Origin of the sequence: Streptomyces sp. NPDC090088 (assembly GCF_044747345.1) — a bacterium.
Lineage (GTDB): Bacteria > Actinomycetota > Actinomycetes > Streptomycetales > Streptomycetaceae > Streptomyces.
This window is the reverse complement of sequence record NZ_JBIVDZ010000001.1, coordinates 977,334-1,001,867: the sequence shown is the minus strand read 5'-3', so window position 1 is coordinate 1,001,867 and position 24,534 is coordinate 977,334. Positions and strand designations below refer to the sequence as shown.

The following is a 24,534-nucleotide window of genomic DNA, read 5'->3' as shown; positions in this document are numbered from 1 at the left end:
TTGGAAGGCAGACCATGGCGGGACCCGTCCTGGAAATGCGCTCGATCGTCAAGACCTTTCCCGGCGTCAAGGCGCTGTCGGACGTCACGCTGACCGTCCGCCAGGGCGAGGTCCACGCCATCTGCGGGGAGAACGGGGCCGGCAAGTCGACCCTGATGAAGGTCCTCTCCGGCGTCCACCCGCACGGCACCTACGAGGGGGACATCCTCTTCGAGGGCGAGCTCTGCAAGTTCGGTGACATCCGGGCGAGCGAGCAGCGCGGCATCGTGATCATCCACCAGGAGCTGGCGCTGTCGCCGTACCTCTCGCTGGCGGAGAACATCTTCCTCGGCAACGAGCACGCCAAGGGCGGGTTCATCGACTGGCGGGAGACCCTGCGGCACGCCACCGAGCTGCTGCGCCGGGTGGGTCTGGACGACCACCCGGAGACCCGCGTCACCGACATCGGCGTGGGCAAGCAGCAGCTGGTGGAGATCGCGAAGGCGCTGTCGAAGAAGGTGAAGCTGCTCATCCTCGATGAGCCGACCGCGGCTCTGAACGACGAGGACAGCGGCAAACTTCTCGATCTGATCCTGGAGTTGAAGAACCAGGGCATCACCTCGATCATCATCTCCCACAAGCTCAACGAGATCCGCCGGGTCGCCGACTCGGTGACGATCATCCGCGACGGCCACTCCATCGAGACCCTCGACGTGAAGTCGAAGGAGACGACCGAGGAGCGGATCATCTCGGGCATGGTGGGCCGCGACCTGGACCACCGCTTCCCCGAGCGCACCTCGTACGAGGGCGAGGAGGACGCGGCGCCGGCCCTGGAGATCCGCGACTGGACCGTGCGGCACCCGATCGACCAGGAGCGCAAGGTCGTCGACGACGTCTCGATCCACGTCCGGCGCGGCGAGATCGTCGGGATCGCGGGTCTGATGGGCGCCGGCCGCACCGAGCTCGCGATGAGCGTCTTCGGGCGGACGTACGGCCGTTACGACGGCGGGACGGTCCTCAAGGACGGCAAGGAGATCCGTACGAAGTCCGTCGCGGAGGCGGTCGACCACGGCATCGCCTACGTCACCGAGGACCGCAAGCACTACGGCCTCAACCTCATCGACACCATCAACCGGAACATCTCGCTGACCGCGCTCAAGAAGGTCGCGAGGCGCGGGATCGTGGACGAGCACGAGGAGCGGCAGGTCTCCGAGGGCTACCGCAAGTCCATGAACATCAAGGCGCCGACGGTCTTCGAGCCGGTCGGCAAGCTGTCGGGCGGCAACCAGCAGAAGGTCGTCCTCAGCAAGTGGATCTTCGCGGGTCCTGACGTGCTGATCCTGGACGAGCCGACCCGCGGCATCGACGTGGGCGCCAAGTACGAGATCTACACGGTCATCGACCAGCTCGCCGCCCAGGGCAAGGCGGTCGTCTTCATCTCCTCCGAGCTGCCCGAACTGCTCGGCATGTGCGACCGCATCTACACCATGGCCGCGGGCCGCCTGACCGGTGAGGTGCCCAGGGCCGAGGCCACGCAGGAAGTGCTGATGCGCCATATGACGAAGGACAAAGAGGTAACGCGATGAGCACGGATGTCACCGCCAAGAGCCCGGCGCCCGCGCCGCCGGGCAAGAGCGGATCGGCCGCCGACGGGAACCTGCTCCAGCTGGTCCTCGACGGGCTGCGCCGCAACATGCGCCAGTACGGCATGCTGATCGCGCTCGGTCTGATCGTCGCCCTGTTCGCCGTGTGGACCGACGGCGACCTGCTGCTGCCGCGCAACGTCTCCAACCTGGTGCTGCAGAACAGCTACATCCTGATCCTGGCCATCGGCATGATGATGGTGATCATCGCCGGGCACATCGACCTGTCGGTCGGCTCGCTGACGGCGTTCGTGGGCGCCTTCGCGGCCGTGCTGACGGTCAATCACGGCATAGCCTGGCCGATCGCGCTGGTCATGTGTCTGGCGATGGGTGCCCTCGCGGGCGCCGCCCAGGGTGTGCTGATCGCCTACTTCGGCATACCGTCGTTCATCGTCACCCTCGCCGGGATGCTGCTCTTCCGCGGTCTCACCGAGATCCTGCTCCAGGGCCAGACCATCGGCCCGTTCCCGAACGGTCTGCAGAACCTGGGCAACGGCTTCCTCCCCGAGGTGGGCCCGCACACCAACTACCACAACATCACGCTGCTCCTGGGCATCGTGCTGATCGCCGCCGTGGTCTGGCAGGAGTTCCGGGACCGGCGCCGTCAGCAGGAGTTCGCCCTCGACGTGCCGCCCACCCGGCTGTTCCTGCTGAAGCTGACCGCGCTGGTCGCCGCGATCCTCGTCCTGACCATGCTGCTCGCCAGCTACAAGGGCGCCCCGATCGTCCTGATCGTGCTGGGCGCGCTGGTCGTCGGCTACGGCTACGTGATGCGCAACGCGGTCTTCGGCCGGCACATCTACGCGATCGGCGGCAACCTGCCGGCGGCCAAGCTGTCCGGCGTCAAGGACAAGAAGGTCACCTTCTACGTCTTCCTGAACATGGGCGTGCTCGCGGCCCTGGCCGGCCTGGTGGTAGCGGCCCGGCTGAACGCGGCCTCGCCGAAGGCGGGCGACGGCTTCGAACTGGAGGCGATCGCCTCCTCGTTCATCGGCGGCGCCTCCATGAGCGGCGGTGTCGGCACCATCCTCGGCGCCATCATCGGCGGTCTCGTCCTCGGCGTGCTGAACAACGGCATGAACCTCCTCAGCGTCGGCACCGACTGGCAACAGGTCATCAAGGGCCTCGCCCTGCTCGCGGCGGTCGGCTTCGACGTGTGGAACAAGCGCAAGTCCGGTTCGTAAGTCAGCTCGGGCCCCGCCGGAAGGCGGGGCCCCACCTTTGTGGGAGCCGCACATGGAACTGAACAGACGCACGGTCATCGCGGGAGCCGCGGCGGCGGGCATCGCCGCCACCACCCTCGGCACGGGCAGCGCCGAGGCCGCCTCGGGAGGCAGGAAGCCGGTGAAGGAGTCCTTCGGGAAGCTCGCCGACGGCACGAAGATCTACCGCTGGTCGCTGGAGAACGGCGGCACCCGGCTGAAGGTCCTCAACTGGGGCGGTGTCGTCCAGAGCCTGGAGATCCCGGACCGGCGCGGCCGCTACGCCAACGTCTCGCTGGGCTTCGACAACATCGACGACTACGTCGCGAAGACCCCGTACTTCGGCGCCCTCATCGGCCGCTACGGCAACCGCATCGCCAAGGGCCAGTTCACCCTGGACGGCAAGTCCTACCAGCTGTCCGTCAACGACGGCGTGAACAGCCTGCACGGCGGCACCCAGGGCTTCGACAAGCACGTCTGGGACGTCGAGCCGTTCACCAAGGGCTCGGACGTCGGCCTGCACCTGCACTACACCAGCGTCGACGGCGAGATGGGCTACCCGGGCACGCTCAAGGCGAAGGTGACCTACACCCTCACCAAGCGCGGCGAGTGGATCATCGACTACGAGGCCACCACCGACAAGGCCACGGTCGTCAACCTCACCAGCCACGTCTACTGGAACCTGGGCGGCGAGGGCAGCGGCACGATCGAGAACCACGAGCTGACGATCGCGGCCGGCAAGTACACGCCGACGGACTCCGGGCTGATCCCCACCGGTGAGCTGGCCACCGTCCACGGCACGCCGTTCGACTTCCGCGAGACGAAGACGATCGGCCGGGACATCCGCGCCGCGCACGTCCAGCAGGTGCAGGCCAAGGGCTACGACCACAACTGGGCCCTCGACAAGGGGATCACGGCCAAGCCCGAGCACGTGGCGACGCTGCGCGAGCCGCGCTCCGGCCGCACGCTGAAGATAGCGACCGACCAGCCGGGGCTGCAGTTCTACTCCGGCAACTTCCTCGACGGGACGCTGACCGGCACCGGTGGGAAGACCTACCGCCAGGGTGACGCGCTCTGCCTGGAGACGCAGCACTTCCCGGACTCGCCGAACCACGCGAACTTCCCGTCCACCGTGTTGCGGCCGGGGCAGGTTTACAGGACGCGGACGGTTCACACGTTCGACGCCTGAGGTTGTGGGGAACTGTGCGGCCGGTAAGGGGCCTGTCGCGCAGTTCCCCGCTCGCCTTTCAGGGGCGTTGCACAGCCGGATAACAAGAAGAAACGTAAACTCACACTTTTTTCACACCCGTTGAACAGAGGATCAGCTGTCTCCGTATTGAGGGGTGGCCCGTGCTCCCCCGCGCGGGCCACCCTGGACGACGGGCCCGGACGTCCCCAACGGGCCCGCCTCATACGGAGGTTCAATGGCCGGCAACGTCACCTCGTTGTTCCGCAGCGGTGCTCACAGCCCGTCGATGGCGGCGCTGGCGCGCGAAGGAGGCGACGGGACCGGGCCGGTTGACTTCTGCATCCCCTGTAACCCCTACTTCCCCACCCCGGCCATGATGGAAACAATGGCCGCCCGGCTGAAGGACATCATCACCTTCTACCCGAGCAGCGCCGACACCATCACCGCCGAGCTGTGCAACCTCCTCCAGCTCCCGCCGCAGGCCGTGGCCATGGGCAACGGGTCCACCGAGCTGATCACCTGGATCGACCACCTGCTGGTCCGCGAGTCCCTCGCCATCCCCGTCCCCACGTTCGGCCGCTGGACCGACCAGCCGATGGAGACCGGCAAGCGGGTCGACATGTTCCCGCTCCAGGAGTCCAACGGTTTCGTCCTGGACCTCGCGCAGTACGCCGACTTCATCCGCAAGCGGGGCACCAAGGTCGCCGTCATCTGCAATCCCAACAACCCCGACGGCGGCTTCATCCACAAGCAGGCCCTGGTGCAGTTCATGGACGCCATGGCCGACCTGGACCTGATCGTCATCGACGAGTCGTTCCTGGAGTTCGCCGACGCCGAGCAGGAGCCGAGCGTCGTGCAGGAGGCGATGATCCGGCCGAACGTCATCGTGCTGCGCAGCCTCGGCAAGAACTTCGGTCTGCACGGCATCCGGTTCGGCTACATGGTCGCCAACCCGTCGCTGGCCGGCAAGGTCCGCTCGATGCTGCCGAAGTGGAACCTCAACGCGTTCGCCGAGTACGTCGTCTTCATGCTCAAGGAGCACGGCGCCGAGTACGCCCAGAGCCTGCTGCAGGTCCGCAAGGACCGCCTGGAGATGGCCAGCCAGCTCGCCACGCTGCCCGGTCTGACCGTCTACCCCTCGCAGGGCAACTTCCTCTTCGTGCGCCTTCCCGTCGGCGCCGAGGGCACCGTGGTCCGGGACCGGATGCTCACCGAGCACCGGATCCTGGTCCGCGAGTGCGGCAACAAGATCGGTTCGTCCAGCCGCTTCCTGCGTCTCGTGGTGCGCCCCGAAGTGGACGTACGTCGCCTGGTGTCCGCCATGGAACAGGTGCTCTACGGGACCAGGAGGGGAGCCGCCGTGCCCGAGCTGGGCAATGGGACCAGCTACAGCTCGGGTACGGCGGCGGTGGACCGGCTGGTCAGCGAGACCAACGGGGCCGGGATGCAGCTCGCGCAGGCCGTGGGCGCGATGCCCGGCCCGGGTCTGGCCGCGGCTCCCGCCATGGCACCGGCCATGGCCCCCGCCATGGGGCCGGGGCTCGCCGCGGCCCCGGCCGCCGGTGTCGGCATGCCGCTCCCCGTCGGCGGTCAGCCGGTCGGGATGCCGATGCCGGCGGCCGCGCAGATGCAGCAGCCGCAGCCGATGATGGCGCCGGTGCCGCCGATGGCACCGCCCGTCGCACCGGCGCCGATGCAGATGCAGATGCAGATGGCCGCGCCGCAGCCCGGGCCGACCCCGCCCGGGGTACCGGCGCGAGGTGGGCTGACCGCGGCGCAGGTGCGAGGGGCTACCGCCCCCGCACAGGCGCCCGGGTTGTCGCCGGCGGCGGCCACCGGGTGGCCCAACGCCCAGAGCTGGCCCAATGCGGCGGGGATGGGACAGGCCGGCTGACGCCGAGCGCCGTAGGGGTTCCGTGCGCGGCCGGGTACGGGTTGTCCGTGGCTGGTCGCGCAGTTCCCCGCGCCCCTTACGGGGCGCTTCTGCCGGACGGCGTGGAAGGGCGTCGTCGCCGGTCGCGCCCGCGCGGCGGTAGCCGCATATTCGATGCAGCCCCGCGCCCCTGACGGGGCGCTACACCCGCACGGCGTGCAGCAGTGAGGCTCCCAAGGGGAGGGGGTGGCAGGCTGCCTGTTTGAAGCCTGACTCCTCCAGCAGGCGTCCGTAGTGGGCCTCTTCTCGTTCCCGGCCGCCCACGTTGCACAGCATGTGGATGTCCCAGGCCGCTGCCGTGGTGCTGGGCAGCAGGCGTTCCACGACGAGGAGTTCGGCGCCCGGGCGCATGGCGTCGGCGCAGCGGTGGAGGATGGTGCGGCAGCGGTCGTCGTCCCAGTCGTGCAGGACGCGGGAGAGGAAGTAGACGTCGCCGTCGGGCGGGACGCCCTCCGTGAAGTCGCCGGCGAGGAAGGTGACGCGGCCGGTCAGGTCGGCCAGGGCCGGCCGGGCCGCCTCCAGGGCTTCCGGGCGTTCGAGGAGGACGCCCTCCAGGTGGGGGTGGGCGCGCAGCACCCGGCCGAGCAGGGCGCCGTTGCCGCCGCCGATGTCGATGACGCGGCGTGCGGCGGAGAAGTCGAGGAGGTCGGGGACCGGGGTGAACATCTCGGCGCTCGCGGCCATCGCCCGGTGGAAGAGGTCGCCGAGTTCGGGGTGGGCGGCGAAGTAGGGGAAGTGGTGCTGTCCGTAGCGGTGGGCGAAAGCTTCCTGCCCGGTGCGTACGGCGTACGGCAGGCCGGCGAAGGAGTCGTAGAACAGGCCGCCGTAGAGCAGCGCGAGCGGGTGCAGGGAGAACTCGGTGCCGGTGCGGAGGGGTTCGCCGAGGGCGGTGAGGCGGTAGGTGCCGTCGGACGAGGTCAGCAGGCCGAGTGAGGTGAGGTAGCGGAGCAGGCGGTGCAGGGCGTCGGGGTCGGTGCCGGTGCGCCCGGCGAGGGTGGCGAGGCCGGGGTGGTCGGTCAGGTGGTCGGCGAGGCCCAGTTCGGCCATGGTTCGGACGGCCTGGGTGGCCCAGGCGCCGGTCATGACGCCGAGGAGGGCGAGGGTGGGGTCGGGGACGGGCTCGTGGCGGCCGGGGAGGCGGAGTTCGAAGCGGCGGTGGTCGGGGGCGCGGAAGTAGAGGACGGTGACGTTCTCGTGGCTGTTGTGGCCGCCGCCGTCCGGGACCGCTCCGCCGCGTTCCGTCAGCAGGGTGCGCAGTCCGGCCGGGATCACCGGGCCCGGCGCGGTCACGGCGAAGGCGTGGTGGGACTCGTGGCCAAAGGCCCGTTCGTCGGCGGCGACCGCCTCCAGCGGGGAGCCGGGCGGTACCGGCAGCGCGAAGATCTCCACGGTCCGCCCGCCGACGGGCACATGGACGATCCCGACGGGGCTGTCGCCGAGGAGCGCGCCGTAGCGCCGCCGTACCCGGTCGCGGACGATCACGCTCGCCCTGACGGCCCCCGGTTCCATCCCGGCGCGCCGCAGTTCGTCGCAGAGTCCGTCGAGGGTGGCGGGGAAGACGAGGACGGCCGTGTGGTCGTAGACGAGGTGGCGCGAGACATCGGCCCGTTCCTCGGACGTCAGCGCGGGCAGCAGGTCGGTGAGGACCCGGTCGGTGTCGTGGGCGCGGACGTGGTCGGCCGCGTGCCCGATCCGTTCCAGGTCGGCTTCCGTCAGACATGGCTGTACGACGGAGAGGTTCATGAAGGGTTCCTGATGATCGTGGGGAAGGGAGAACCGGGGAGCTTTGGGCCCCGGGGATCAGATGCCGGTGTAGTTCTCGGCGAAGAAGTCCTGGTGGGCGCGGGAGGTGCGCAGGCTTTCCAGGCGGGCGTACTGCAACTCCCGTGTGTACCGGGCCTCGTCGTCCGCACCCACCGGGCCGTGCAGCAGGCCGCTCATCCAGTGGGAGAACTCGTGGGCCCGCCAGACGCGGGGCAGGCAGTCGGCGGCGTAGCGGGCGAGGCCGGTCCGGTCGTCCTGGGCCAGGGCCGCTTCGAGGGCGCGGGCGAGCGACTCGGCCTGGAGGACGGCGAGGTTGGCGCCCTTGGCGGCGGACGGGCTGATGAGCCCGGCGGCGTCGCCGGCCAGCCAGAGCCGCCCGGCGCCCGGCACCGCCAGCACGTCGGAGCGCAGGTCGACGAGCGTCTTCTCCAGGACGGCGCCCTCGCGCAGCGGCCCGAACTCGGCGGCCCGCATCCGCGTCACCAGTTCGTCCCAGATCCGGTCCTCGCTCCAGTCGGCGGGGTCGGTGCCGCGCGGGCACTGGAGGTAGTACCGGGTGACGGTCGCGGTCCTGGCCATGTGGCCGGCGAACCCGCGCTCGTGCAGGGCGTATCCGACGGCCTCCAGGCTGGGCGGGGCCGCGGCCAGCACGGCCAGCCAGGAGACGCCGTGGTCCCGGCGGGCGGTGCGGACACCGCGGGCCGTCAGCGCGGCGCGGCCGGTCCCCCGGTGTCCGTCGCACCCGGCGACGTACCGCCCGGTGACGTCCGCGTCCCCGCGCACCCGCACCGTGCCCTCGGTGACCGCCGCGGCCTCGGCGCCGAACCGGATCTCGCCGCCGCGCCGCAGGTACTCGGCGACCAGGTCCCGCACCAGTTCCTGCTGGGGGTAGACGGTGTGCGCCTCGCCCTGGCCCAGCTTGCCGTAGTCCAGGGTGAACTCGCCCCGGTCGCTGCGGAACAGGCACGTGGTGTGGGTCTTTCCCCGGGCCATGAGGCCGGCCGCCAGGCCGTGCTCGGTGAGCACGCGCACCGAGTGGGCCGCGAGGAACCCGGCCCGGGCCCGGCCCTCCACCGCCGCGCGGCTCCGGCGCTCCAGGATCACGCAGTCGATGCCGCGCTCCAGCAGGAGGTTCCCGAGGACGAGCCCCGCGGGGCCGGCGCCGAGAATCACTACACCGACCTGTGCTGTTGCCATGCCCGCCCCTGGGAGTCGCCTTCCAACCAGGAGGTTTCCTATCAGGCACATCTCGGATATAAGCGGCCGAAATGGATCAATTACCCCTAAAGGGTTTCTGTTCGAGGCGAAGATCGATAACGGGGGCGCGGGGCCGACCCGGGCGCGGGCCAAACAGCACGGTGCCCGTCCGCTGAGAACGCGGACGGGCACCGGATCGAGCGCCGGGCAGGCCTTGCACCTGCATTTCCCCGCAGGAAGCGGGGCGTCTTTCCTTGGACCACCAACGCAGCACCAGCCACCGGAAGTTACGGCGACCAGCTCTGAAACGATCATACCGTATCCGGCGTGCCCTCCTGCTCCCCGTCGAGCCGGCGCACCAGGCCGCGCAGCACGGGCCCGTACTCGGGGTGGGCGAGGGCGAAGGCCATCTGGGCGACGAGGTAGTCGGCCGGGTTGCCGGTGTCGTACCAGCGACCCTGGATGACCTGCCCGTACACGGCCCGGCTGGTGGCGTAGGCGTTGATGGCGTCGGTCAGGTACACCTCGCCGGTGCGGTGCTCGTACCAGCGGCGGGTCTGTTCGCGCAGTTCGTCGATGATGCCGGGGGTGACGACATAGCCGCCGATGGCCGCGTACGGGGAGGGCGCGTCGGCCGGGGCGGGCTTCTCGACCAGGCCGGTGATGCGCAGCTGGCCGTCGCCGAGGTCCTCCTTGACGATGGGCACGCCGTAGCGCTGGGAGTCGGCGGGGTCCATCGGCAGCAGGGCGAGCACCGGGCAGCCGGTCTGCTCGTAGGCGCGGATCAGCTGCTGGGCGCGGGGGACCTCGGCGACGAACACGTCGTCCGGCCAGAGCACCAGGACCGGCTCGTCGCCGAAGGAGCGGGCGGCGTTCAGCACGGGGGTGCCGTTGCCGTACGGGCCGTACTGGTCGAGGTAGGTGATGTGACCCTTGCGGGCCAGCTCGGCGACCTCCTCGACGGCGTCCGCGTAGGCGGCCTTGCCGTCGGCGCGCAGCTGCTCCACGAGCCCGGGGTTGGGCCGGAAGTGGTCCTGGATCAGGCTCTTGCCGCCCGAGACGACGATGGTGATGTCGGTGATCCCGGAGTCCACCAGCTCGCGCACGGTGTGCTCGATCACGGGTTTGTCGCCGACCGGGAGCATCTCCTTCGGCGTGGCCTTGGTCAGCGGCAGCAGGCGGGAGCCCAGTCCGGCGGCGGGGATCACGGCCCTGCGGATCGTCGGCGACATCAGGTCTCTCTCGGTCGGACGGCACGGTGTCCGCCGACGCTACCAACGGGCCCTGTGCCGCCCGGGAAACGGCAGTCGTACGGCAGCTGTCACCAGGCCGTTTTCCGGGCGAAGCCGGAACGACGTGCCGGCTTCGCCCGGTGCCCTCAGTAGGCCACCGGCCAGCCCGTGCTCCAGTCCAGCAGGTTGATGCCGAGCTTGGGTGTGCCGCTGTCGCCGCCGTCGTAGTAGTGGTAGACGATCAGGTCGCCGTCGGTGTCGTTCATGATCGACTGACCGCCGGGACCGATGACCGTGCCGTGCGACTCAAGGACGGCCGTGCCGCCGTTGTTCGTCATCGCGACGCCGCTCTTGTCGTAGTACGGGCCGGTGACCGAGGTCGCGCGCCCCACTTTGACCTTGTAGGTGCTGCTGGTGCCCTGGCAGCACAGGTCGTAGGAGGCGAAGAGGTAGTAGGAGCCGTTGCGTTCGACGACGTACGGCGCCTCGACCGCCTTGCTGCCCGTGGGGCGGGCGGCGAGGGAGTAGCGGGTGGTGTCGCCGGAGTACTGCTTCCCGGTCGACGGGTCGATACGGATCATCTTGATGCCCGTCCACCAACTCCCGAACGACAGCCACCACTTGCCGTCGTCGTCCACGAACAGGTTGGGGTCGATGGCGTTGTAGTCGCTGGCGGACGTCGAGGTGTAGACGACGCCGTAGTCCGACCAGGAGCCCGGCAGGCCCGTTGTGGAACCGGCCAATCCGATGGCCGAGGTGTTGGAGCCGAAGGTGGAGACGGCGTAGTACATCAGGTACTTGCCGCCGTGGTACGAGATGTCCGGCGCCCACGCCTCCGTCGCGTACGCCGACCACCAGCTCGGCTTCGTGGTGAACGCGTCGGAGCCCGCCGTGAAGGCCACGCGGTTCGTGGACGTCTTGTACGCGAGGCCGCCGCCGGTGGAATACAGCAGGTAGCGGCCGGCGGAGGTACGGATCATCGTCGGGTCGTGGACGACGACGTCACCGGTGACCGTGCCCGGGTTGGGGTACGCCGACGCGCTCGTCGGGACCAGGGCGAGCAGGATCGCGGCGGGGAGGGCGAGGAGTGCGGTGCGGGTGCGGCTCACGCGAAGCCTCCTTCGTGAATTGTCCGAGATGTCGAACAGTGATCGCCAATTCGGACGGACCGTAGAATCGAATCGTTTTGCCGTCAACGGTTCTCACGGGGATCACGTGTCAACTCACCTGTCTCAACAGCAGACTTGACTGACGCTCACTTTGCCCAACTGACAGCTTGCGAACAGCAACCGTTCCTACGGTGCCGTGTCCATGACAGACACCTCAGAGGGCGCCCGCTCCGTCGGACGCCGTACCGTACTCGTCGCCACCGGGACGACCGCCGCTGCCCTGGCCGTAGGCGCAGCGGTCTCGACCGAGGCCCCCGCGGCAGCCGCCGCCCCCGACCTCCAGCCGGCCGCCGCCGCCGCGGTCTGCACGCTCACGGAGGAGATGACCGAAGGTCCCTACTACCTCGACGGCGCGCTGGTCCGGGCCGACGTCACCGAGGGGAAGGCGGGCATCTCCCTCAAGCTCGCCCTCACCGTCGTCAACTCCGCCTGCACGGTGATCCCCAACGCGCTGGTGGAGATCTGGCACTGCGACGCCCTCGGCGAGTATTCCGGGTACGTCGGCAACAACGGCCACAACGAGGCCGACGACGGCACCTTCCTGCGCGGTGGCGTGCTCACCAACTCCAGCGGCGTCGCCAACATCACCACGATCTACCCGGGCTGGTACCGGGGCCGCTGCGTCCACATCCACGTGAAGGTCCACACCGGCGTCACCCTGACCTCCGACGGCTCCTTCACCGGCGGGTCGACCCTGCACACCGGCCAGCTCTTCATCAACGAGACCATCACGACCGCGGTCGCGGCGGTCTCGCCCTACTCGACCAACACGGTCACCCGCACCACGCTCGCCCAGGACGGGATCTACGACGACGGAGGCGCCTCCTCGGGTCTCATGACCGTCACCGGCTCCGCCTCCGCCGGCTACACCGGCACGCTCACCCTCGGCGTCTCCAGCTGACGCCACGGGCCCCGGGGAAGGTGCGTCCCCCGGGGCCCGCCTCAGGGTCTGCGACGGAGGGGCAGGTCCACCTCGGCCCGCACGGTCTTGCCCGGTGCGCCACCGCAGTCCCGCTCCACCACCTCCCAGCGGTCGGCCAGCGCGTCCACCAGCACCAGCCCGCGCCCGCCGTCGTCCAGCACCCCTCGCGGTGCCACGACCCCGGGTGCGGGCGGCCGCCGTTCCGCCCGGGTGTCGGTGACCTCCACCCGCACGCTCCCCGTCACCACCGACACCCGCAACTCGAAGTCCCGCCCCGGCACCCGCCCGTGCGTCACCGCGTTCGCGGCCAGCTCCGCGACGATCACGGACACCTTGTCGATGACATCCGGCGCCGCGAACACCCCTCCCCACGCGTGCAGTTGGGCGACGGCGAGATGCCGGGCGAGCCGGGCACCCCGCGGGGTGGCACTGAGTCGCTGGGCCAGTGTTCGACTGACGGTGACCGCGGTGGGGGGAGCGTCCATGCCCCCAATCTGGCCCCCGGAACGGGCACTTCTCCAGGTCATCGCCGCGTACGCCGACGGCGCGTACACGGTCACCGACTGGACCGTACTGGTCACGGGCCGTCACCATGAGGGGCGGGAGGTGGCCTACGTGGGCGATGGAGTCGAGCCGGAGTCGTCGGACAGTCTGCGGACTTTCGGGGCGGTGGTCCAGGCACTGCGGGAGCATGCGGGGCTGAGCCGCGAGGAGTTCGGGGAGCGGGTGCGGTTCTCCAAACACACGGTGGCATCGGTGGAGCTGGGCCGCCGCATGCCGGACGAGTCCTTCGTCGAGGCGGCGGAGCAGGCCCTCGGCAACACGGGGGCCTTACGGCGGGCGGCGGGGTATGTGGCTCGGCAGCCGGGGTTGGCGGCTTGGTTCCGGCGGTGGGCACGGATGGAGGCTACGGCGATCACGCTGTACACGTACGAGAGCCGCATGCTGCCGGGACTTCTCCAGACGAAGGCCTACGTGGATGCGCTGTCCGCGGCTCAGCTACCACCCCTGGACGACACGGAGATCGAGGAGCGGTGGGCTGCGCGAGCGGAACGCCAGAAGCTGCTGCGGGAACGGGCGAACACCGCCTTCAGCTTCATCCTGGAAGAGCACCTGTTCCTCCGACGCACAGGGGGCCTGGAAGTCACACGAGATCTCATCGACCACGTCCTGGAGGTCGCCGGGCTCCGGAACGTCGAGATCCAGGTCATGCCTCTCGTCCAGGAGTCGCACTCGGGCCTACAAGGTCCGATCCGCCTGCTGGAAACCCCCGAGAACAGGTGGTACGCCTACAACGAGGGCCAGGAAAGCGGTCAGTTGATCACCGACCCGAAAGTGGTCAGCGTTCTCCAGAGGCGGTATGCCAGGATGCGTTCGCAGGCTCTCACCATCCAGGACTCCGTGAGCCTGTTGCAACGGATGCGAGGGGACCTATGAGCACATCCGACCTGGCGTGGTTCAAGAGCAGCTACAGCAGCGCTTCCGGCGACGACTGCATCGAAGTCGCCCTCTCCTGGCACAAGTCGAGCTACAGCAGCAGCGGAGACGGCGACTGCGTCGAAGTGGCCGCCTGCCCCGCCACCATCCACGTCCGCGACTCGAAGAACCCGCAGGGCCCCCAGCTGACCCTCTCCCCCGCCACGTGGGCCGACTTCCTCACGCACGCCGGGAAGCGGCTGTCCTGACCTGTTTGATCCAGGCATCCGACACGCTCTTGGGAACCGTGGCGGTCAGGCCGCCCTCCTTGGTGAAGGCGAGTGCCCCGTTGTAGGCGCCGCCGCCACAGCCGTCGGACTGGTGACTGAGCCTCTTGTCGGTGGACGCGTCGATGAAGGGCTTGGTGCTGCCCTTGCGGGTGACCCGGAAGCGGACGGTACCGAGGTCGGGGCCGATGTCGTCCGGCAGCGGGAGATTGACGCTCGTGACGTCCTCGGCCGGTATCCGGTCCTCGACGCACCGGCCGTGCGCGCAGAGCCGGACGGAGGCGCCGGCGAGACCGTCGTAGCCGTCCTGCGCGAAGAACACGCCGACCTGGGTCACCACACCGACACCGGCGCAGGGTTCCGCGCTCCCCGCGCACCCGGACAGGCCGACGAGGAGCGCGACGGCACCGCCGAAGACCCGCGCGTACCGGACCGTATTCACCACTGCGCCCCCCTTGCCACCTGCCCATCATCACCCACAGCGGCGGTGCGATGATCGCCGCATGAGACATCGAAGACAGGTGCTGCTCGCCCTCCTCACGACCGCCCTCCTCACGTCGTGCTCCGGCGGGGGCACTGCCCTGGACGGCAGTTCGCACGGGTCCGACATCGCCGGATTCGACCACGCCCAGGTCGGCGACGAGTACTGGGTGGCGATGCCGCCGCTGTCGAACAAGACGGGGAAGCCGCTCACCGTCGTCGACGCGAAGATCGTCCATGTGCCGGCCGGGCTGCGCGTCACGGGTTACCGGGTGGACACCGCCGCCGGCGGTTACCTCATCGGGCCGTCACCCGTCGCCGCCACGGACGACGTCAGGACCGGTCCGGTCCGGGTCGCGGCGCACGACCAGTCGGACCAGTACTACGAGGCGCGGGTCAAGGTGACCGGAGCCGTGCACGGGGACCTGACCGACTGCCGCTTCACGTACCGGCAGGGCTCCACCACACACCACCAGGACCTCGGCTGCGACACCCGGATCCGCCTCGGCAAGCCCCTCTGAGGCGGTCGTCCCGAATAGGAAACGGCTGTTGACAGTACGAACCGGAAGGACACCGCGTGACACCGCAGATCCTGCGTGCCAAGGACAGGACGCCCGCACCCTGGAAGAACGGTGGAGGCGTGACATCGCAGGTCGCGGCTGATCCGCCGGGCGCGGGGACGGACGATTTCGTATGGCGGGTCAGCCTGGCCGACGTGGCGTCCAGCGGACCGTTCTCCGCGTTTCCCGGAGTCGACAGGATCATCACCGTCGTAGACGGACCGGGCATGGCCCTCACCGTCGACGGGATCCCGCACGTGATCGACGCGCCGTACGAGCCGTTCGCCTTCCCCGGTGACGCGGTCACGGAGTGCCGGCTGCTCGACGGGCCGATCGTCGACTTCAACGTGATGGTGCGGCGTGCCGGGATGACAGCGCGGGTCCGCGTGGTGCGCTCCGACACATCCGTACGGGCCGCTGCCGGGACCCGTGTTCTGGCGATCGTCCTGGACGGTTCGGCCGAACTCCAGCGGGCCTCGGTCCGCCTCGGCCGCCTCGACGCGGTCCTGCTCCCGGAAGGGGACGGCGACAGCTTCGGAGTGGACGGGGTCCTGGCGATCGTGGACCTCGTGGCCCGGCCCGGCCACTGACCGGGCCCGCGTTCACGCGCCCGGCTCGAACAGCTTCCAGTTCCCCTCGGAGACGACCTCGACGCCGCCGTCGTCGGTCACCTTGATGGCCGTCCGGGCGTCGATGGCGTAGGCCGGACCCGCCATCCCGGCGGCCCACCGTTCCGCCTCGGCCAGGGTGTTCTCCGGGCAGTCCGGGCTGTCCAGGTGCGGGAAGAGGGAGAAGTCGACGACACCCAGCGCGCTGTCGTCGCCGGCGGGGGGCTCCCAGCCGACGAAGAACTCCCCCACACGGGGCGTCAGCGCCATGCTCCCGGCGCTGAGCCCCACGTAGACCGTGTCGCGCAGCGAGGGGAAGAGGTCGGCGAGTCCGGACTCCCGCATCCAGTGGCACAGGTACAGCGCGTCGCCGCCGTTCACCAGCAGGGCGTCCGCCGCCCGGACCCAGGAGACCCAGCGCTCCCTGTCGATGCCGGGCAGCGCGGTGAGTTCCAGCACGCCCACCGACCGCCACCCCAGCCCGGTCATGGGGCTGGGGGACCGGCCGCTGATGAAACGCCAGGGCCCGCCCGGATCCCCGTACGGGCCGCCGTACCCGGCGGTCGGTATGCAGAGGGCGTCGGCCTCGGCGATCGGTTTGCCGAGGAGATCGACCAGTGCCGCCAGAATGCTTTCGTTCCTGACACCGGAGTCGGTGAGGAGCAGCTTCATCGAGCCCCCGCTGGGTAGGGTCACCGTTCGATGGCAGGATAGGCGGCGAGCGATAGAATCGTGCCATGTCCGCCGACATCGACTTCCTGCCCACCCGCCCCCACCGGATCGTCGTGCTCGCGCTGGACGGGGTCTACCCGTTCGAGCTGGGGATCCCGAACCGGGTCTTCCCCTGCGTGCCCGGCGCCTACGACGTGGTGACGTGCGCGGCGACCGAGGACCGTACGGTGGCGACCAGCGCCGACTTCACGATCACGGTCGGGCACGGGCCGGAGGCGCTGGAGAGCGCGGACACGGTGGTCGTGCCGCCGTACGACATGGCGCGGATCGCGCAGGAGCTGCCCGGGCCCGTCGCCGCCGCGCTCGCACGGATCCGGCCCGGGGCCCGCATCGTCTCCATCTGCACGGGGGCGTTCGCGCTGGCGGCGGCCGGGCTGCTGGACGGGCGGCCCGCGACGACGCACTGGGCGCTGGCGCCCCGGTTCCGGCGGATGTTCCCGCAGGTCGCGCTTGACCCCGACGTGCTGTTCATCGACGACGGCGATGTACTGACCTCGGCGGGGGCGGCGTCCGGGGTCGACGTGTGCCTGCACGTCGTGCGCGCCGACCACGGCAGCGCGGTCGCCAACAGCGTGGCCCGGCAGTGCGTCGTACCGCCGTGGCGGGACGGCGGACAGGCGCAGTACATCGAGCAGCCGGTGCCGGACGAGGGCGCCACCGGCACGGCGGCCACCCGGGCCTGGGCCCTGGAGAACCTCGAACGGCCGCTCGCGCTACAGGAGTTGGCCGAGCACGCCCGGATGAGCCGGCGCACCTTCGCGCGCCGCTTCCAGGAGGAGACCGGCGTCAGCCCGGGCCGCTGGCTGATCCAGCAGCGGGTGCACCGGGCCCGCCACCTCCTGGAGACCAGCGACCTGCCCGTCGACCGCATCGCCGCCGAGGTCGGCTTCGCCACCGGCACCTCCCTGCGCCAGCACCTGCACACGGCGATCGGCGTCTCCCCACAGGCGTACCGGAACACGTTCCGGACCGCGGCGGCCGGCAAGGCGTGAGCGGTCCCGCCGGGCCGCGGGGATGTGCGGTCCTCCCCGCGTCGCCGTCCGACCCGGACGCGCCGCACCGGCCGATGGCGTCGGCCGGCGGGCGCTGACGGACGCGGGGAGGACCGCACCGGGCGGACCCGCGGAGAGGACCCCGCGGCCGCCGGCCCTCGCCGTCTACCTGGCCGGGCACTCCTTCCAGGCCATGTGGTAGACGGTGCTGATGTCACCGTCGGTGGAGTCCATGGTCATGAAGCTGACCTTGCCGGGGTTGGCGCTCCCGGCGTTCACGCGCAGCTCGGTGTTGATGTTGAAGTTGCGCTGGACCCCGCAGGGCGCCCAGACCAGCTGGGCCCAGTCGGTGGTGTCGGTGGCCTGCCAGTTGTCGTCGTAGGGGCCGTTGAAGGGGTGGCTGGCGGCGGCCGTGTTGGACGAACCCTGGAAGTAGTACGAGGCACGCTGGGTGCCGGTGGCGCCGGACTGCAGGGACGCGAAGCCGCGGTAGTCGGCGCTGGCGATGGCGTACGTGAAGCCCTGCGGCACATGCACGACCAGGTTGAGCTGGCAGTTGCGCCGGAAGGCGGTGGGGTCGGAGTTGCCGCCGGCCTGCGCGAGGTAGGCGCTGTAGGTGACGGTGAAGGCGGTGTTGTCCTCGGAGACGGCGACGGCGGTGGTGCCCGCCGGGCACCCGGAGCCGTTGACCGTGGCTATGTTGATCACGATCTTGTCCGGCGGCGGGTCGTCGAACACGGGCGACGAGGAGGCACGGGCCTGAGCGGGCAGCCCGGCGGCGAGCAGCGCGGTGAGCGCCCCGCCGAGCAGGAGTCGAAATCTCCTGGGTCCCATGGTTTCTCCAGTTCGGTGATCGAGTGGGGGGTGACACCCACGGCCGTCACGCACGACCCACAGGGTTCATCTGGTTCATCCTTGAAGAACCTGTGAGTTTTCTGTGAAGGCCGGGGCGCTCGAATCGTAGGAACCCCCACGCGCACCGGTCAGGGCGAACTCCGGCCATTCACACCACCGGATTTCACAGCCCCGCCACCGTCACGGGTTCTCCCAGGCCGCCGGTTCCGCCGCCAGGGCGCGGACCGGCTCCGGGAGCGCGTCCGCCGCGATGTCCGCCACCGTGACGCCTTCGAGGATCTTGCGGACGTTGGCGCGCAGGGCGATCCACAGGGGCAGCAGGGGCTGGGCGGTGCCGGTGTAGGCCAGGCCCGTCGGGCGTTCGCCGCGTACGGAGACGATCGGGCCGTCCACCGCGCGGATCAGGTCGGCCACGGTGATCGCGGAGGCCTCCCGGGCCAGCCGGTAGCCACCGCCCCCGCCACGCCGGCTGTCGACGATCCCGGCGCGCCGGAGGTCACCCAGAATGCCCTCCAGGAACTTGTGCGGAATGTCCTGGGTGGCGGCGATCTCCTCCGCCTTCACCGGGCCGCCGTCCTGCCGTACGGCGAGCTCCAGTACCGCCCGTACCGCGTAATCCGCCCGTGCCGAGATCCTCATGGGTCCATTGTGGGGCGTCGGCCCGTGCAGAATGACCGGACCCGCGCCCCGTAAGATCGCCCGGGAGGATCCCTTGGCGCTCAGCAGACGTACCTTCAGTGCCCTCGCCGGCTCGGCCGCGCTCGGTTTCGCCCTGGGCGGCAGCGGCGGCCCCGGGGCGCCCTCGGCGTACGCCGCGCGCAGCGTGCCCACCGGCCCGCCCCCCGCCCCGCCGGGCGCGGACGGCGAGCGGCACACCATCGGCTACGACCACTACTCCCTCGTCGTCGACGGCAGGCGGCTGGTCGTCTGGTCCGGCGAGCTGCACCCCTTCCGGCTCCCGAGCCCGTCCCTGTGGCGGGACGTGCTGGAGAAGATGCGGGCGCACGGCTACAACACGGTCAGCATCTACGTGGCGTGGAACTACCACTCCCCCGCGCCCGGCCGCTACGACTTCACCGGCGTCCGCGACCTCGACCTGTTCCTGCGCACGGCCGCCGAGACCGGGCTGTACGTCATCCTGCGTCCCGGCCCGTACATCAACGCCGAGGTCGACGCCGGCGGCTTCCCCGGCTGGCTCACCGCCACCGAGGGCACCGCCCGCACCACCGACCCGACCTACCTCGGCCATGTCGACCAGTGGCTGACGGCCGTCAACCGCATCGTCCGCCGCCACCAGCTCACCGACGGCGGCGGCTCCGTCCTGCTCTACCAGATCGAGAACGAGTACGACGGCCACGTCGCCGACCCGAGCGGCCCCGCCTACATGTCCCACCTGTACAAGAAGGTGCGGGCCGACGGCATCGACGTCCCCCTCTTCCACAACGACAAGGGCCGCAACGGCTACTGGATCCCCGGCTCCTTCGACACCGGCGGCGAGTCCGGGAAGTGGCTGTACGGCTTCGACGGCTACCCCTCCCCCGCCCAGACCCCGCCGGACTGGGGCGACTTCGGGATCGGCGGCCTCAAGGGCGGCGCCACCGCCAGCCCCCGCACGCCCGGGTTCGTGCCCGAGTTCGGGGGCGGCTGGTTCGACCCCTGGGGCGGGGTCGAGTTCGGCGGCAAGGGGTACGCCGAGTCCCGGCGCACCCGCGACGCGGCCTACGAACGCCGCTTCTACCTCACCAACCTCGCCAACGGCCTCACCCTCCACAACGTCTACATGACGTACGGCGGCACCACCTGGGGCTGGCTCCCGGCGCCGGTCGTCTACACGTCGTACGACTACGGCGCGGCCATCGACGAGGCCCGCAACGTCACCCCGAAGATGGCGCCGATGCACCAGCTCGGCCACCTCCTCCGGCGCGTCCCGGACTTCGCGAAACTGGACCGCGCGGCGGACGTCCACGTCGACGGGCTCAAGGCGTACCACCTCACCAATCCCGACACCCAGGCGCACGTCTACGTGCTGCGCAACGACGGCGCGAGCGAGGTGACCTCCGCCGTGCGGGCGGTGGTCGCCGACGGACACGACGACATCGAGGTCACCGTCCCGGCGCACGACGCCCGGCTGATCACCACCGGGCTCTCCCTCGGCAAGCGGAAGCTGCGGTACGCCACCGCCCAGCCGATGTTCGTCCTCACCGCCGGCCGCCAGGACGTCGCCCTGTTCACCGGCCGGTACGGCGAGATGGCCCACCTCGTGCTGGAGTGCCCGGCCGAGCCGTACGTCACCCGCCTCGACGCCGAGGCGGCCTGGGTCTACGACCAGGGCGTCCTGCACGTGACCGCTCCGCTCGGGCAGGGCGGACTCACCCGGGTCCTCGTCGAGCGCGGCGAGTCCGACACCCCGCTGCTGCTGCTCTTCGCCGACGACGCGACGTCCCTGCGGCTGTTCCCGTACGACACCCCGTCCGGCACGCTCCTCGTCTACGGCCCGGCGCTGCTGCGCCACGCGAAGCTCGACGGGTCGACGGTCCGGCTCACCGGGGACACGGTCGCCCCGACCGGCCTGGAGGTCTGGGGGCCGCGCGGGATCGCCTCGGTCACCTGGAACGGGCAGCCGGTACCGACGCGGGTGAGCGTCTCCGGGAGCCTGGTGGCCCTGTCGGACATGGCGGGGGCGCCGAAGCCGGCGCTGCCGGTGCTGGGCGGCTGGCGCCGGAGCGCCGAGAACCCCGAGTCGACGGTGGCCTTCGACGACTCCGCGTGGACGGTCGCGGACCACAAGACGTCGTTCAGCACGACGCCCGTGCCGGACGGGCAGCCGGTGCTGTTCGCCGACGACTACGGCTTCCACTACGGAGACGTCTGGTACCGGGGGCGGGTGGACGGCGACCTGTCCGACCTGGAGTCGGTCTCCCTCGCCTACAGCACCGGCACCCAGGGCATGCTGATGGCCTGGCTGGACGGCAAGCCGCTGGGGTCGCACCGGATGCCGGTGCCGGACACGAAGACGGTCCGGCAGGGGAGCTGGACGGCCACGGCCGCGTTCCCCGTCGCCGGGCCGAAGTCGAAGAAGGAGCGGGAGAAGGAGAAGGAGCAGCGGTCGCATGTGCTGTCCGTGCTGGTGCGGCGGATGCAGCACGACATGGACGGCAAGTCCGTGGACACCCAGAAGGCGGCACGCGGGTTGACCGCCGTGACCTTCAAGGGGGCCTCCCCCAAGGTGAGTTGGCGGATCCAGGGCCCGGTCGCCCCGGACCCCGTGCGCGGGCCGCAGAACAACGGCGGACTGTACGGCGAACGGGAGGGCTGGCATCTGCCCGGGTTCGCGGACGGTGCCTGGGAGGCGGCCGAACTTCCGCGCGCGGACAAGGGGATGGGGGTCACCTGGTACCGGACCGGGTTCCGGCTGGCCGTACCGGACGGGGTCGACGCGTCGGTGGGGCTGGTCCTGGAGGACGACCCTGAGCGGGCGTACCGGGTGCAGATCTTCCTGAACGGGTGGAATCTCGGGCAGTACATCAACGACGTGGGGCCGCAGCACACGTTCGTGCTGCCGAACGGGATCCTGCGGACTCGGGGAGCCAACACGTTGGCGCTCGCCGTGCTCGGCGACGGGACGACGGAGATCGGTCCTGGGTCGGTACGGCTGGAGTTGCTGGGGAGTGCGGCCGGAGGAGTGCCGGTGGTGGGGGTGGACTCCCCCGGCCGTTAGGTGCGGGTTGTGGGGGTTGCTCGCGCAGTTCCCCGCGCCCCTAAAAGAAGGGGCGCGTTGACCCCTAGGTCAGTCGAATCGCATTCCAGGAAAGGGGTTCGAGGACGGCGGTCAGAGTGCCGTCGTTCAGCGATGTGCCCTCGGCCGGATGAGGGGTTACCCGCTCCGGCTCCTCCAAGGTGTTGCGGGCGTTCGGGTCCTCGTCCGCCAGCACGCTGTGCTCCGCCACGGACGTCAGACCGAGTCCGCCCAAGGCCACTTCCAGCGGCAGGGCCTCCGTCCGGCTGCGGTTGACGGCGAAGACGGTGACCGTGCCGTCGTCGGCCCTGACCGCTGTGGCGTGCAGGAGGTCGGTCTCGCCGTACTTCTTCGTCTCGTGGGTCGGTGAGTCCACGCGGACGTCCAGGACCTGGCCCCTGCCGTACCGGGAGGCCTGGGCGAAGGGGAAGAAGGTCGTCTGGCGCCAGGCCGGGCCGCCGGGCTCGGTCAGGATCGGGGCGATGACGTTGACCAGCTGGGCCAGGCAGGCGACCGTGACGCGGTCGGCGTGGCGGAGCAGGGCGATGAGGAGGGAGCCGAAGACCACCGCGTCCAGGACGCTGTAGTTGTCCTCCAGCAGGCGGGGGGCCTCGGGCCAGTCCCGCGTGTCGGAGTTCTCGATCTCGTGCCACTTCGAGGTGTACCAGACGTTCCACTCGTCGAAGGAGAGGTTGATCTTCTTCTGGGACTTCAGCCTGGCGCCCACGTGGTCGCAGGTGGCGACCACGTTCTCGATGAAGGACTCCATGTCGACGGCGGAGGCCAGGAAGGAGTCGAGATCGCCGTCCTGGGGCTCGTAGTAGGCGTGCAGGGAGATGTAGTCGACCAGGTCGTACGTCTCCGCGAGGACCGTCGCCTCCCACTCGGCGAAGGTCGGCATGGACTGGCTGGAGGAACCGCAGGCGACCAGTTCCACGGACGGGTCCATCTGGCGCATGGCGCGGGCCGTCTCGGCGGCGATACGGCCGTACTCCTCGGCCGTCTTGTGGCCGGTCTGCCAGGGGCCGTCCATCTCGTTGCCCAGGCACCAGACCTTGATGCCGAAGGGGTCCTTGTCTCCGTGGGCGGCCCGGAGGTCGGAGAGGGCGGTGCCGGAGGGGTGGTTGGCGTACTCCTGGAGTTCCAGGGCCTCCGCGACGCCCCGCGTGCCGAGGTTGATCGCCATCATGGGCTCGGCCTGCGGGCCGACCTTCTTCAGGAAGGAGATGTACTCGCCGAGTCCGAAGCGGTTGGTCTCCGTCGACCGCCAGGCGAGGTCGAGGCGGCGGGGGCGGTCCTCGACGGGGCCGACGGAGTCTTCCCAGCGGTAGCCGGAGACGAAGTTGCCGCCGGGGTAGCGGAGGGTGGTGACGCCGAGTTCGCGGACGAGGTCGAGGACGTCCTGGCGGAGGCCTTCGGCGTCGGCCGTGGGGTGGGTCGGTTCGAAGATGCCGGTGTAGACACAGCGGCCCAGGTGCTCGACGAAGGAGCCGAAGAGGCGGGGGTTGACTTCGCCGATGGTGAAGGCGGGGTCGAGGGTGAAGCGGGCGGTGCGCATTTTCGCCTTTCGGGGGTGGTGGTTCTCAATCGTGGGCGGGTGCGGGTGGGCGGGGGTTGCTCGCGCCCACGCGGCGGAGCCGCAAATGGACACAGCCCCGCGCCCCTAACGCAAGCTGGGCCAGCCGTCTTTTGTCCAGCTCAGGGGGTTGAGCCCCAGCTTTGGCGTTCCGTTGTCGTCGGCGTCGTAGTAGTGGTAGGCCAGCCAGGTCTTGCCGTGGGTGCGGAAGGTGGACTCTCCGCCCGTGCCGATGTAGCGGCCGTGGCCTGCCAGGAGCAGGTCTCCGCCGCCGTTCAGCATCGGTGTGCCCGTGCTGTCGGTGTACGGGCCCGTCACCGTCGTCGAGCGGCCCACTCTGATCTTGTAGGTGGAGTTCACGCCGGCGCAACAGGCGTCGTAGGAGGCGAAGAGGTAGTAGTAGCGGCCGTGGTGGAGGATCGACGCGCCTTCGACGGCGTAGGGGGCGTCGGGGCGGGTGGCCAGGTGGGCGACGGTGGCGTCGGGCAGGGCCTTGCCGGTCTTCGGGTTCAGTTCCACCAGGCGGATGCCGGTCCAGTACGAGCCGAAGGCCATCCACAGCCTGCCGTCGGCGCGGACGATCGCCGGGTCGATGGCGTTCCAGGAGTCGGTGGTGCTGGAGGTGAAGGCGGGGCCGTGGTCGGTCCAGGTGCCGGGGAGGCCGGACCGGGAGGTGGCGACGCCGATCGCGGAGTGGTTGGTGCCCCAGGAGGAGACCGCGTAGTAGAGCCAGTAGCGGCCGTCGCGGTAGGAGAGGTCGGGGGCCCAGGGGTCGGCGGTGGAGTTGTAGTCGTACCACCAGGCCGGGGGTGTGGTGAAGGCGTTGCCCGCGTCGGTCCAGTCGTGGAGGTTCGTGGAGAGGCGGGCGCCGATGATGCCGCCGGTGGAGTAGGCGACGTACTGGCCGGACGCGAGTCGGTGGACGGTGGGGTCGTGGATGATCTGCTGGCCGGTGAGGGGGAGCGGGTCGGGGTAGGTGGGGTCGGCGGAGGCGGTGGTGGGGAGCAGGGCGATGGCCGCCGCCGTGAGGAGGGCGGCGAGTCCGGGAAAGCGCTTCGACAC

At 70.3% G+C, this 24,534-nt stretch carries 22 protein-coding genes; 11 read left to right on the top strand and 11 right to left on the bottom strand.

Features of this window, described 5'->3' with window-relative positions:
* The first annotated feature begins 14 nt into the window (after positions 1-14).
* The 4 genes from mmsA to ACIPSJ_RS04415 all read left to right on the top strand — a co-directional run bounded on the left by mmsA (position 15) and on the right by ACIPSJ_RS04415 (position 5,907).
* Positions 15-1,565, top strand: coding sequence for a multiple monosaccharide ABC transporter ATP-binding protein (gene mmsA / locus ACIPSJ_RS04430; RefSeq protein WP_359208409.1), 1,551 nt, complete (start codon positions 15-17; stop codon positions 1,563-1,565).
* Complete coding sequence (gene mmsB, locus ACIPSJ_RS04425) at positions 1,562-2,806, top strand: multiple monosaccharide ABC transporter permease (RefSeq protein ID WP_359208411.1); 1,245 nt, start codon at positions 1,562-1,564, stop codon at positions 2,804-2,806. Before mmsA ends, mmsB begins: the two co-directional genes overlap by 4 nt.
* Before the next feature lie 52 nt (positions 2,807-2,858).
* Positions 2,859-4,013 carry an aldose epimerase family protein gene (locus ACIPSJ_RS04420; protein ID WP_359208414.1) on the top strand — a complete coding sequence of 385 codons (1,155 nt, stop codon included), beginning with the start codon at positions 2,859-2,861 and terminating at the stop codon, positions 4,011-4,013.
* Positions 4,014-4,248: 235 nt separating this feature from the next.
* Complete coding sequence (locus tag ACIPSJ_RS04415) at positions 4,249-5,907, top strand: pyridoxal phosphate-dependent aminotransferase (RefSeq protein WP_401343299.1); 1,659 nt, start codon at positions 4,249-4,251, stop codon at positions 5,905-5,907.
* Positions 5,908-6,087: 180 nt separating this feature from the next.
* On the opposite strand, the gene ACIPSJ_RS04410 is transcribed toward ACIPSJ_RS04415, so the two are convergent.
* The 4 genes from ACIPSJ_RS04410 to ACIPSJ_RS04395 all read right to left on the bottom strand — a co-directional run bounded on the left by ACIPSJ_RS04410 (position 6,088) and on the right by ACIPSJ_RS04395 (position 11,248).
* Complete coding sequence (locus ACIPSJ_RS04410) at positions 6,088-7,689, bottom strand: methyltransferase (protein ID WP_401343297.1); 1,602 nt, start codon at positions 7,687-7,689, stop codon at positions 6,088-6,090.
* A 57-nt stretch (positions 7,690-7,746) separates the two neighbouring features.
* Positions 7,747-8,907 (bottom strand): 4-hydroxybenzoate 3-monooxygenase, encoded by a 1,161-nt coding sequence (locus ACIPSJ_RS04405; RefSeq protein WP_401343295.1) that lies wholly within the window; start codon positions 8,905-8,907, stop codon positions 7,747-7,749.
* Positions 8,908-9,218: 311 nt separating this feature from the next.
* Positions 9,219-10,139, bottom strand: a complete 921-nt coding sequence (locus tag ACIPSJ_RS04400; RefSeq protein ID WP_359208425.1) for a UTP--glucose-1-phosphate uridylyltransferase — start codon at positions 10,137-10,139, stop codon at positions 9,219-9,221.
* Positions 10,140-10,285: 146 nt separating this feature from the next.
* A complete protein-coding gene (locus tag ACIPSJ_RS04395; protein WP_359208428.1) occupies positions 10,286-11,248 on the bottom strand; it encodes an arabinan endo-1,5-alpha-L-arabinosidase in 963 nt (320 codons plus the stop codon).
* A gap of 202 nt (positions 11,249-11,450) precedes the next feature.
* Between ACIPSJ_RS04395 and ACIPSJ_RS04390 the strand changes: the two genes are divergently transcribed.
* A complete protein-coding gene (locus ACIPSJ_RS04390; RefSeq protein WP_401343293.1) occupies positions 11,451-12,209 on the top strand; it encodes an intradiol ring-cleavage dioxygenase in 759 nt (252 codons plus the stop codon).
* Positions 12,210-12,250: 41 nt separating this feature from the next.
* On the opposite strand, the gene ACIPSJ_RS04385 is transcribed toward ACIPSJ_RS04390, so the two are convergent.
* The gene (locus tag ACIPSJ_RS04385) at positions 12,251-12,715 is read right to left on the bottom strand and encodes an ATP-binding protein (protein WP_401343291.1); all 465 of its coding nucleotides are present in this window, start codon (positions 12,713-12,715) and stop codon (positions 12,251-12,253) included.
* Between ACIPSJ_RS04385 and ACIPSJ_RS04380 the strand changes: the two genes are divergently transcribed.
* Complete coding sequence (locus tag ACIPSJ_RS04380; RefSeq protein WP_401343289.1) at positions 12,699-13,667, top strand: Scr1 family TA system antitoxin-like transcriptional regulator; 969 nt, start codon at positions 12,699-12,701, stop codon at positions 13,665-13,667. The genes ACIPSJ_RS04385 and ACIPSJ_RS04380 overlap by 17 nt on opposite strands.
* Positions 13,664-13,915 carry a DUF397 domain-containing protein gene (locus tag ACIPSJ_RS04375; RefSeq protein ID WP_401343287.1) on the top strand — a complete coding sequence of 84 codons (252 nt, stop codon included), beginning with the start codon at positions 13,664-13,666 and terminating at the stop codon, positions 13,913-13,915. The genes ACIPSJ_RS04380 and ACIPSJ_RS04375 overlap by 4 nt, the downstream gene beginning before the upstream one ends.
* Here ACIPSJ_RS04375 and ACIPSJ_RS04370 read toward each other — a convergent pair.
* Positions 13,887-14,378 (bottom strand): hypothetical protein, encoded by a 492-nt coding sequence (locus ACIPSJ_RS04370; protein WP_401343285.1) that lies wholly within the window; start codon positions 14,376-14,378, stop codon positions 13,887-13,889. The genes ACIPSJ_RS04375 and ACIPSJ_RS04370 overlap by 29 nt on opposite strands.
* A gap of 58 nt (positions 14,379-14,436) precedes the next feature.
* Between ACIPSJ_RS04370 and ACIPSJ_RS04365 the strand changes: the two genes are divergently transcribed.
* Positions 14,437-14,934, top strand: coding sequence for a hypothetical protein (locus ACIPSJ_RS04365; protein WP_401343283.1), 498 nt, complete (start codon positions 14,437-14,439; stop codon positions 14,932-14,934).
* Positions 14,935-14,990: 56 nt separating this feature from the next.
* Positions 14,991-15,563, top strand: coding sequence for a HutD family protein (locus tag ACIPSJ_RS04360; protein WP_401343281.1), 573 nt, complete (start codon positions 14,991-14,993; stop codon positions 15,561-15,563).
* Between the two features lie 12 nt (positions 15,564-15,575).
* Here ACIPSJ_RS04360 and ACIPSJ_RS04355 read toward each other — a convergent pair whose 3' ends face one another.
* Positions 15,576-16,277 (bottom strand): Type 1 glutamine amidotransferase-like domain-containing protein, encoded by a 702-nt coding sequence (locus ACIPSJ_RS04355; RefSeq protein ID WP_401343279.1) that lies wholly within the window; start codon positions 16,275-16,277, stop codon positions 15,576-15,578.
* A gap of 41 nt (positions 16,278-16,318) precedes the next feature.
* Here ACIPSJ_RS04355 and ACIPSJ_RS04350 point away from each other — a divergent pair, with 41 nt between their 5' ends.
* Positions 16,319-17,305 carry a helix-turn-helix domain-containing protein gene (locus ACIPSJ_RS04350; protein ID WP_359208453.1) on the top strand — a complete coding sequence of 329 codons (987 nt, stop codon included), beginning with the start codon at positions 16,319-16,321 and terminating at the stop codon, positions 17,303-17,305.
* 165 nt (positions 17,306-17,470) lie between these two features.
* Here ACIPSJ_RS04350 and ACIPSJ_RS04345 read toward each other — a convergent pair whose 3' ends face one another.
* Both ACIPSJ_RS04345 and ACIPSJ_RS04340 read right to left on the bottom strand, forming a co-directional pair.
* Complete coding sequence (locus ACIPSJ_RS04345; RefSeq protein ID WP_359208455.1) at positions 17,471-18,139, bottom strand: DUF4360 domain-containing protein; 669 nt, start codon at positions 18,137-18,139, stop codon at positions 17,471-17,473.
* Between the two features lie 201 nt (positions 18,140-18,340).
* Positions 18,341-18,799 (bottom strand): Rrf2 family transcriptional regulator, encoded by a 459-nt coding sequence (locus ACIPSJ_RS04340; RefSeq protein WP_355710832.1) that lies wholly within the window; start codon positions 18,797-18,799, stop codon positions 18,341-18,343.
* 73 nt (positions 18,800-18,872) lie between these two features.
* On the opposite strand from ACIPSJ_RS04340, the gene ACIPSJ_RS04335 reads away from it, so the two are divergent.
* Positions 18,873-21,878 (top strand): beta-galactosidase, encoded by a 3,006-nt coding sequence (locus ACIPSJ_RS04335; RefSeq protein ID WP_401343276.1) that lies wholly within the window; start codon positions 18,873-18,875, stop codon positions 21,876-21,878.
* 64 nt (positions 21,879-21,942) lie between these two features.
* Here ACIPSJ_RS04335 and ACIPSJ_RS04330 read toward each other — a convergent pair whose 3' ends face one another.
* Both ACIPSJ_RS04330 and ACIPSJ_RS04325 read right to left on the bottom strand, forming a co-directional pair.
* On the bottom strand, positions 21,943-23,454 hold the full coding sequence (locus tag ACIPSJ_RS04330) for an alpha-N-arabinofuranosidase (protein ID WP_401343274.1): 1,512 nt from the start codon (positions 23,452-23,454) through the stop codon (positions 21,943-21,945).
* Between the two features lie 105 nt (positions 23,455-23,559).
* The gene (locus tag ACIPSJ_RS04325; RefSeq protein ID WP_359208465.1) at positions 23,560-24,534 is read right to left on the bottom strand and encodes an arabinan endo-1,5-alpha-L-arabinosidase; all 975 of its coding nucleotides are present in this window, start codon (positions 24,532-24,534) and stop codon (positions 23,560-23,562) included.

Bases quoted from the DNA above. Each gene is read 5' to 3' on its own strand.
- ACIPSJ_RS04375 (WP_401343287.1), top strand. From the start codon at position 13,664: ATGAGCACATCCGACCTGGCGTGGTTCAAGAGCAGCTACAGCAGCGCT.
- ACIPSJ_RS04330 (WP_401343274.1), bottom strand. From the start codon at position 23,454: ATGCGCACCGCCCGCTTCACCCTCGACCCCGCCTTCACCATCGGCGAA.
- mmsA (WP_359208409.1), top strand. From the start codon at position 15: ATGGCGGGACCCGTCCTGGAAATGCGCTCGATCGTCAAGACCTTTCCC.
- ACIPSJ_RS04340 (WP_355710832.1), bottom strand. From the start codon at position 18,799: ATGAGGATCTCGGCACGGGCGGATTACGCGGTACGGGCGGTACTGGAG.
- ACIPSJ_RS04400 (WP_359208425.1), bottom strand. From the start codon at position 10,139: ATGTCGCCGACGATCCGCAGGGCCGTGATCCCCGCCGCCGGACTGGGC.
- ACIPSJ_RS04365 (WP_401343283.1), top strand. From the start codon at position 14,437: ATGAGACATCGAAGACAGGTGCTGCTCGCCCTCCTCACGACCGCCCTC.
- ACIPSJ_RS04390 (WP_401343293.1), top strand. From the start codon at position 11,451: ATGACAGACACCTCAGAGGGCGCCCGCTCCGTCGGACGCCGTACCGTA.
- ACIPSJ_RS04410 (WP_401343297.1), bottom strand. From the start codon at position 7,689: ATGAACCTCTCCGTCGTACAGCCATGTCTGACGGAAGCCGACCTGGAA.
- ACIPSJ_RS04405 (WP_401343295.1), bottom strand. From the start codon at position 8,907: ATGGCAACAGCACAGGTCGGTGTAGTGATTCTCGGCGCCGGCCCCGCG.
- ACIPSJ_RS04350 (WP_359208453.1), top strand. From the start codon at position 16,319: ATGTCCGCCGACATCGACTTCCTGCCCACCCGCCCCCACCGGATCGTC.
- mmsB (WP_359208411.1), top strand. From the start codon at position 1,562: ATGAGCACGGATGTCACCGCCAAGAGCCCGGCGCCCGCGCCGCCGGGC.
- ACIPSJ_RS04415 (WP_401343299.1), top strand. From the start codon at position 4,249: ATGGCCGGCAACGTCACCTCGTTGTTCCGCAGCGGTGCTCACAGCCCG.
- ACIPSJ_RS04385 (WP_401343291.1), bottom strand. From the start codon at position 12,715: ATGGACGCTCCCCCCACCGCGGTCACCGTCAGTCGAACACTGGCCCAG.
- ACIPSJ_RS04345 (WP_359208455.1), bottom strand. From the start codon at position 18,139: ATGGGACCCAGGAGATTTCGACTCCTGCTCGGCGGGGCGCTCACCGCG.
- ACIPSJ_RS04420 (WP_359208414.1), top strand. From the start codon at position 2,859: ATGGAACTGAACAGACGCACGGTCATCGCGGGAGCCGCGGCGGCGGGC.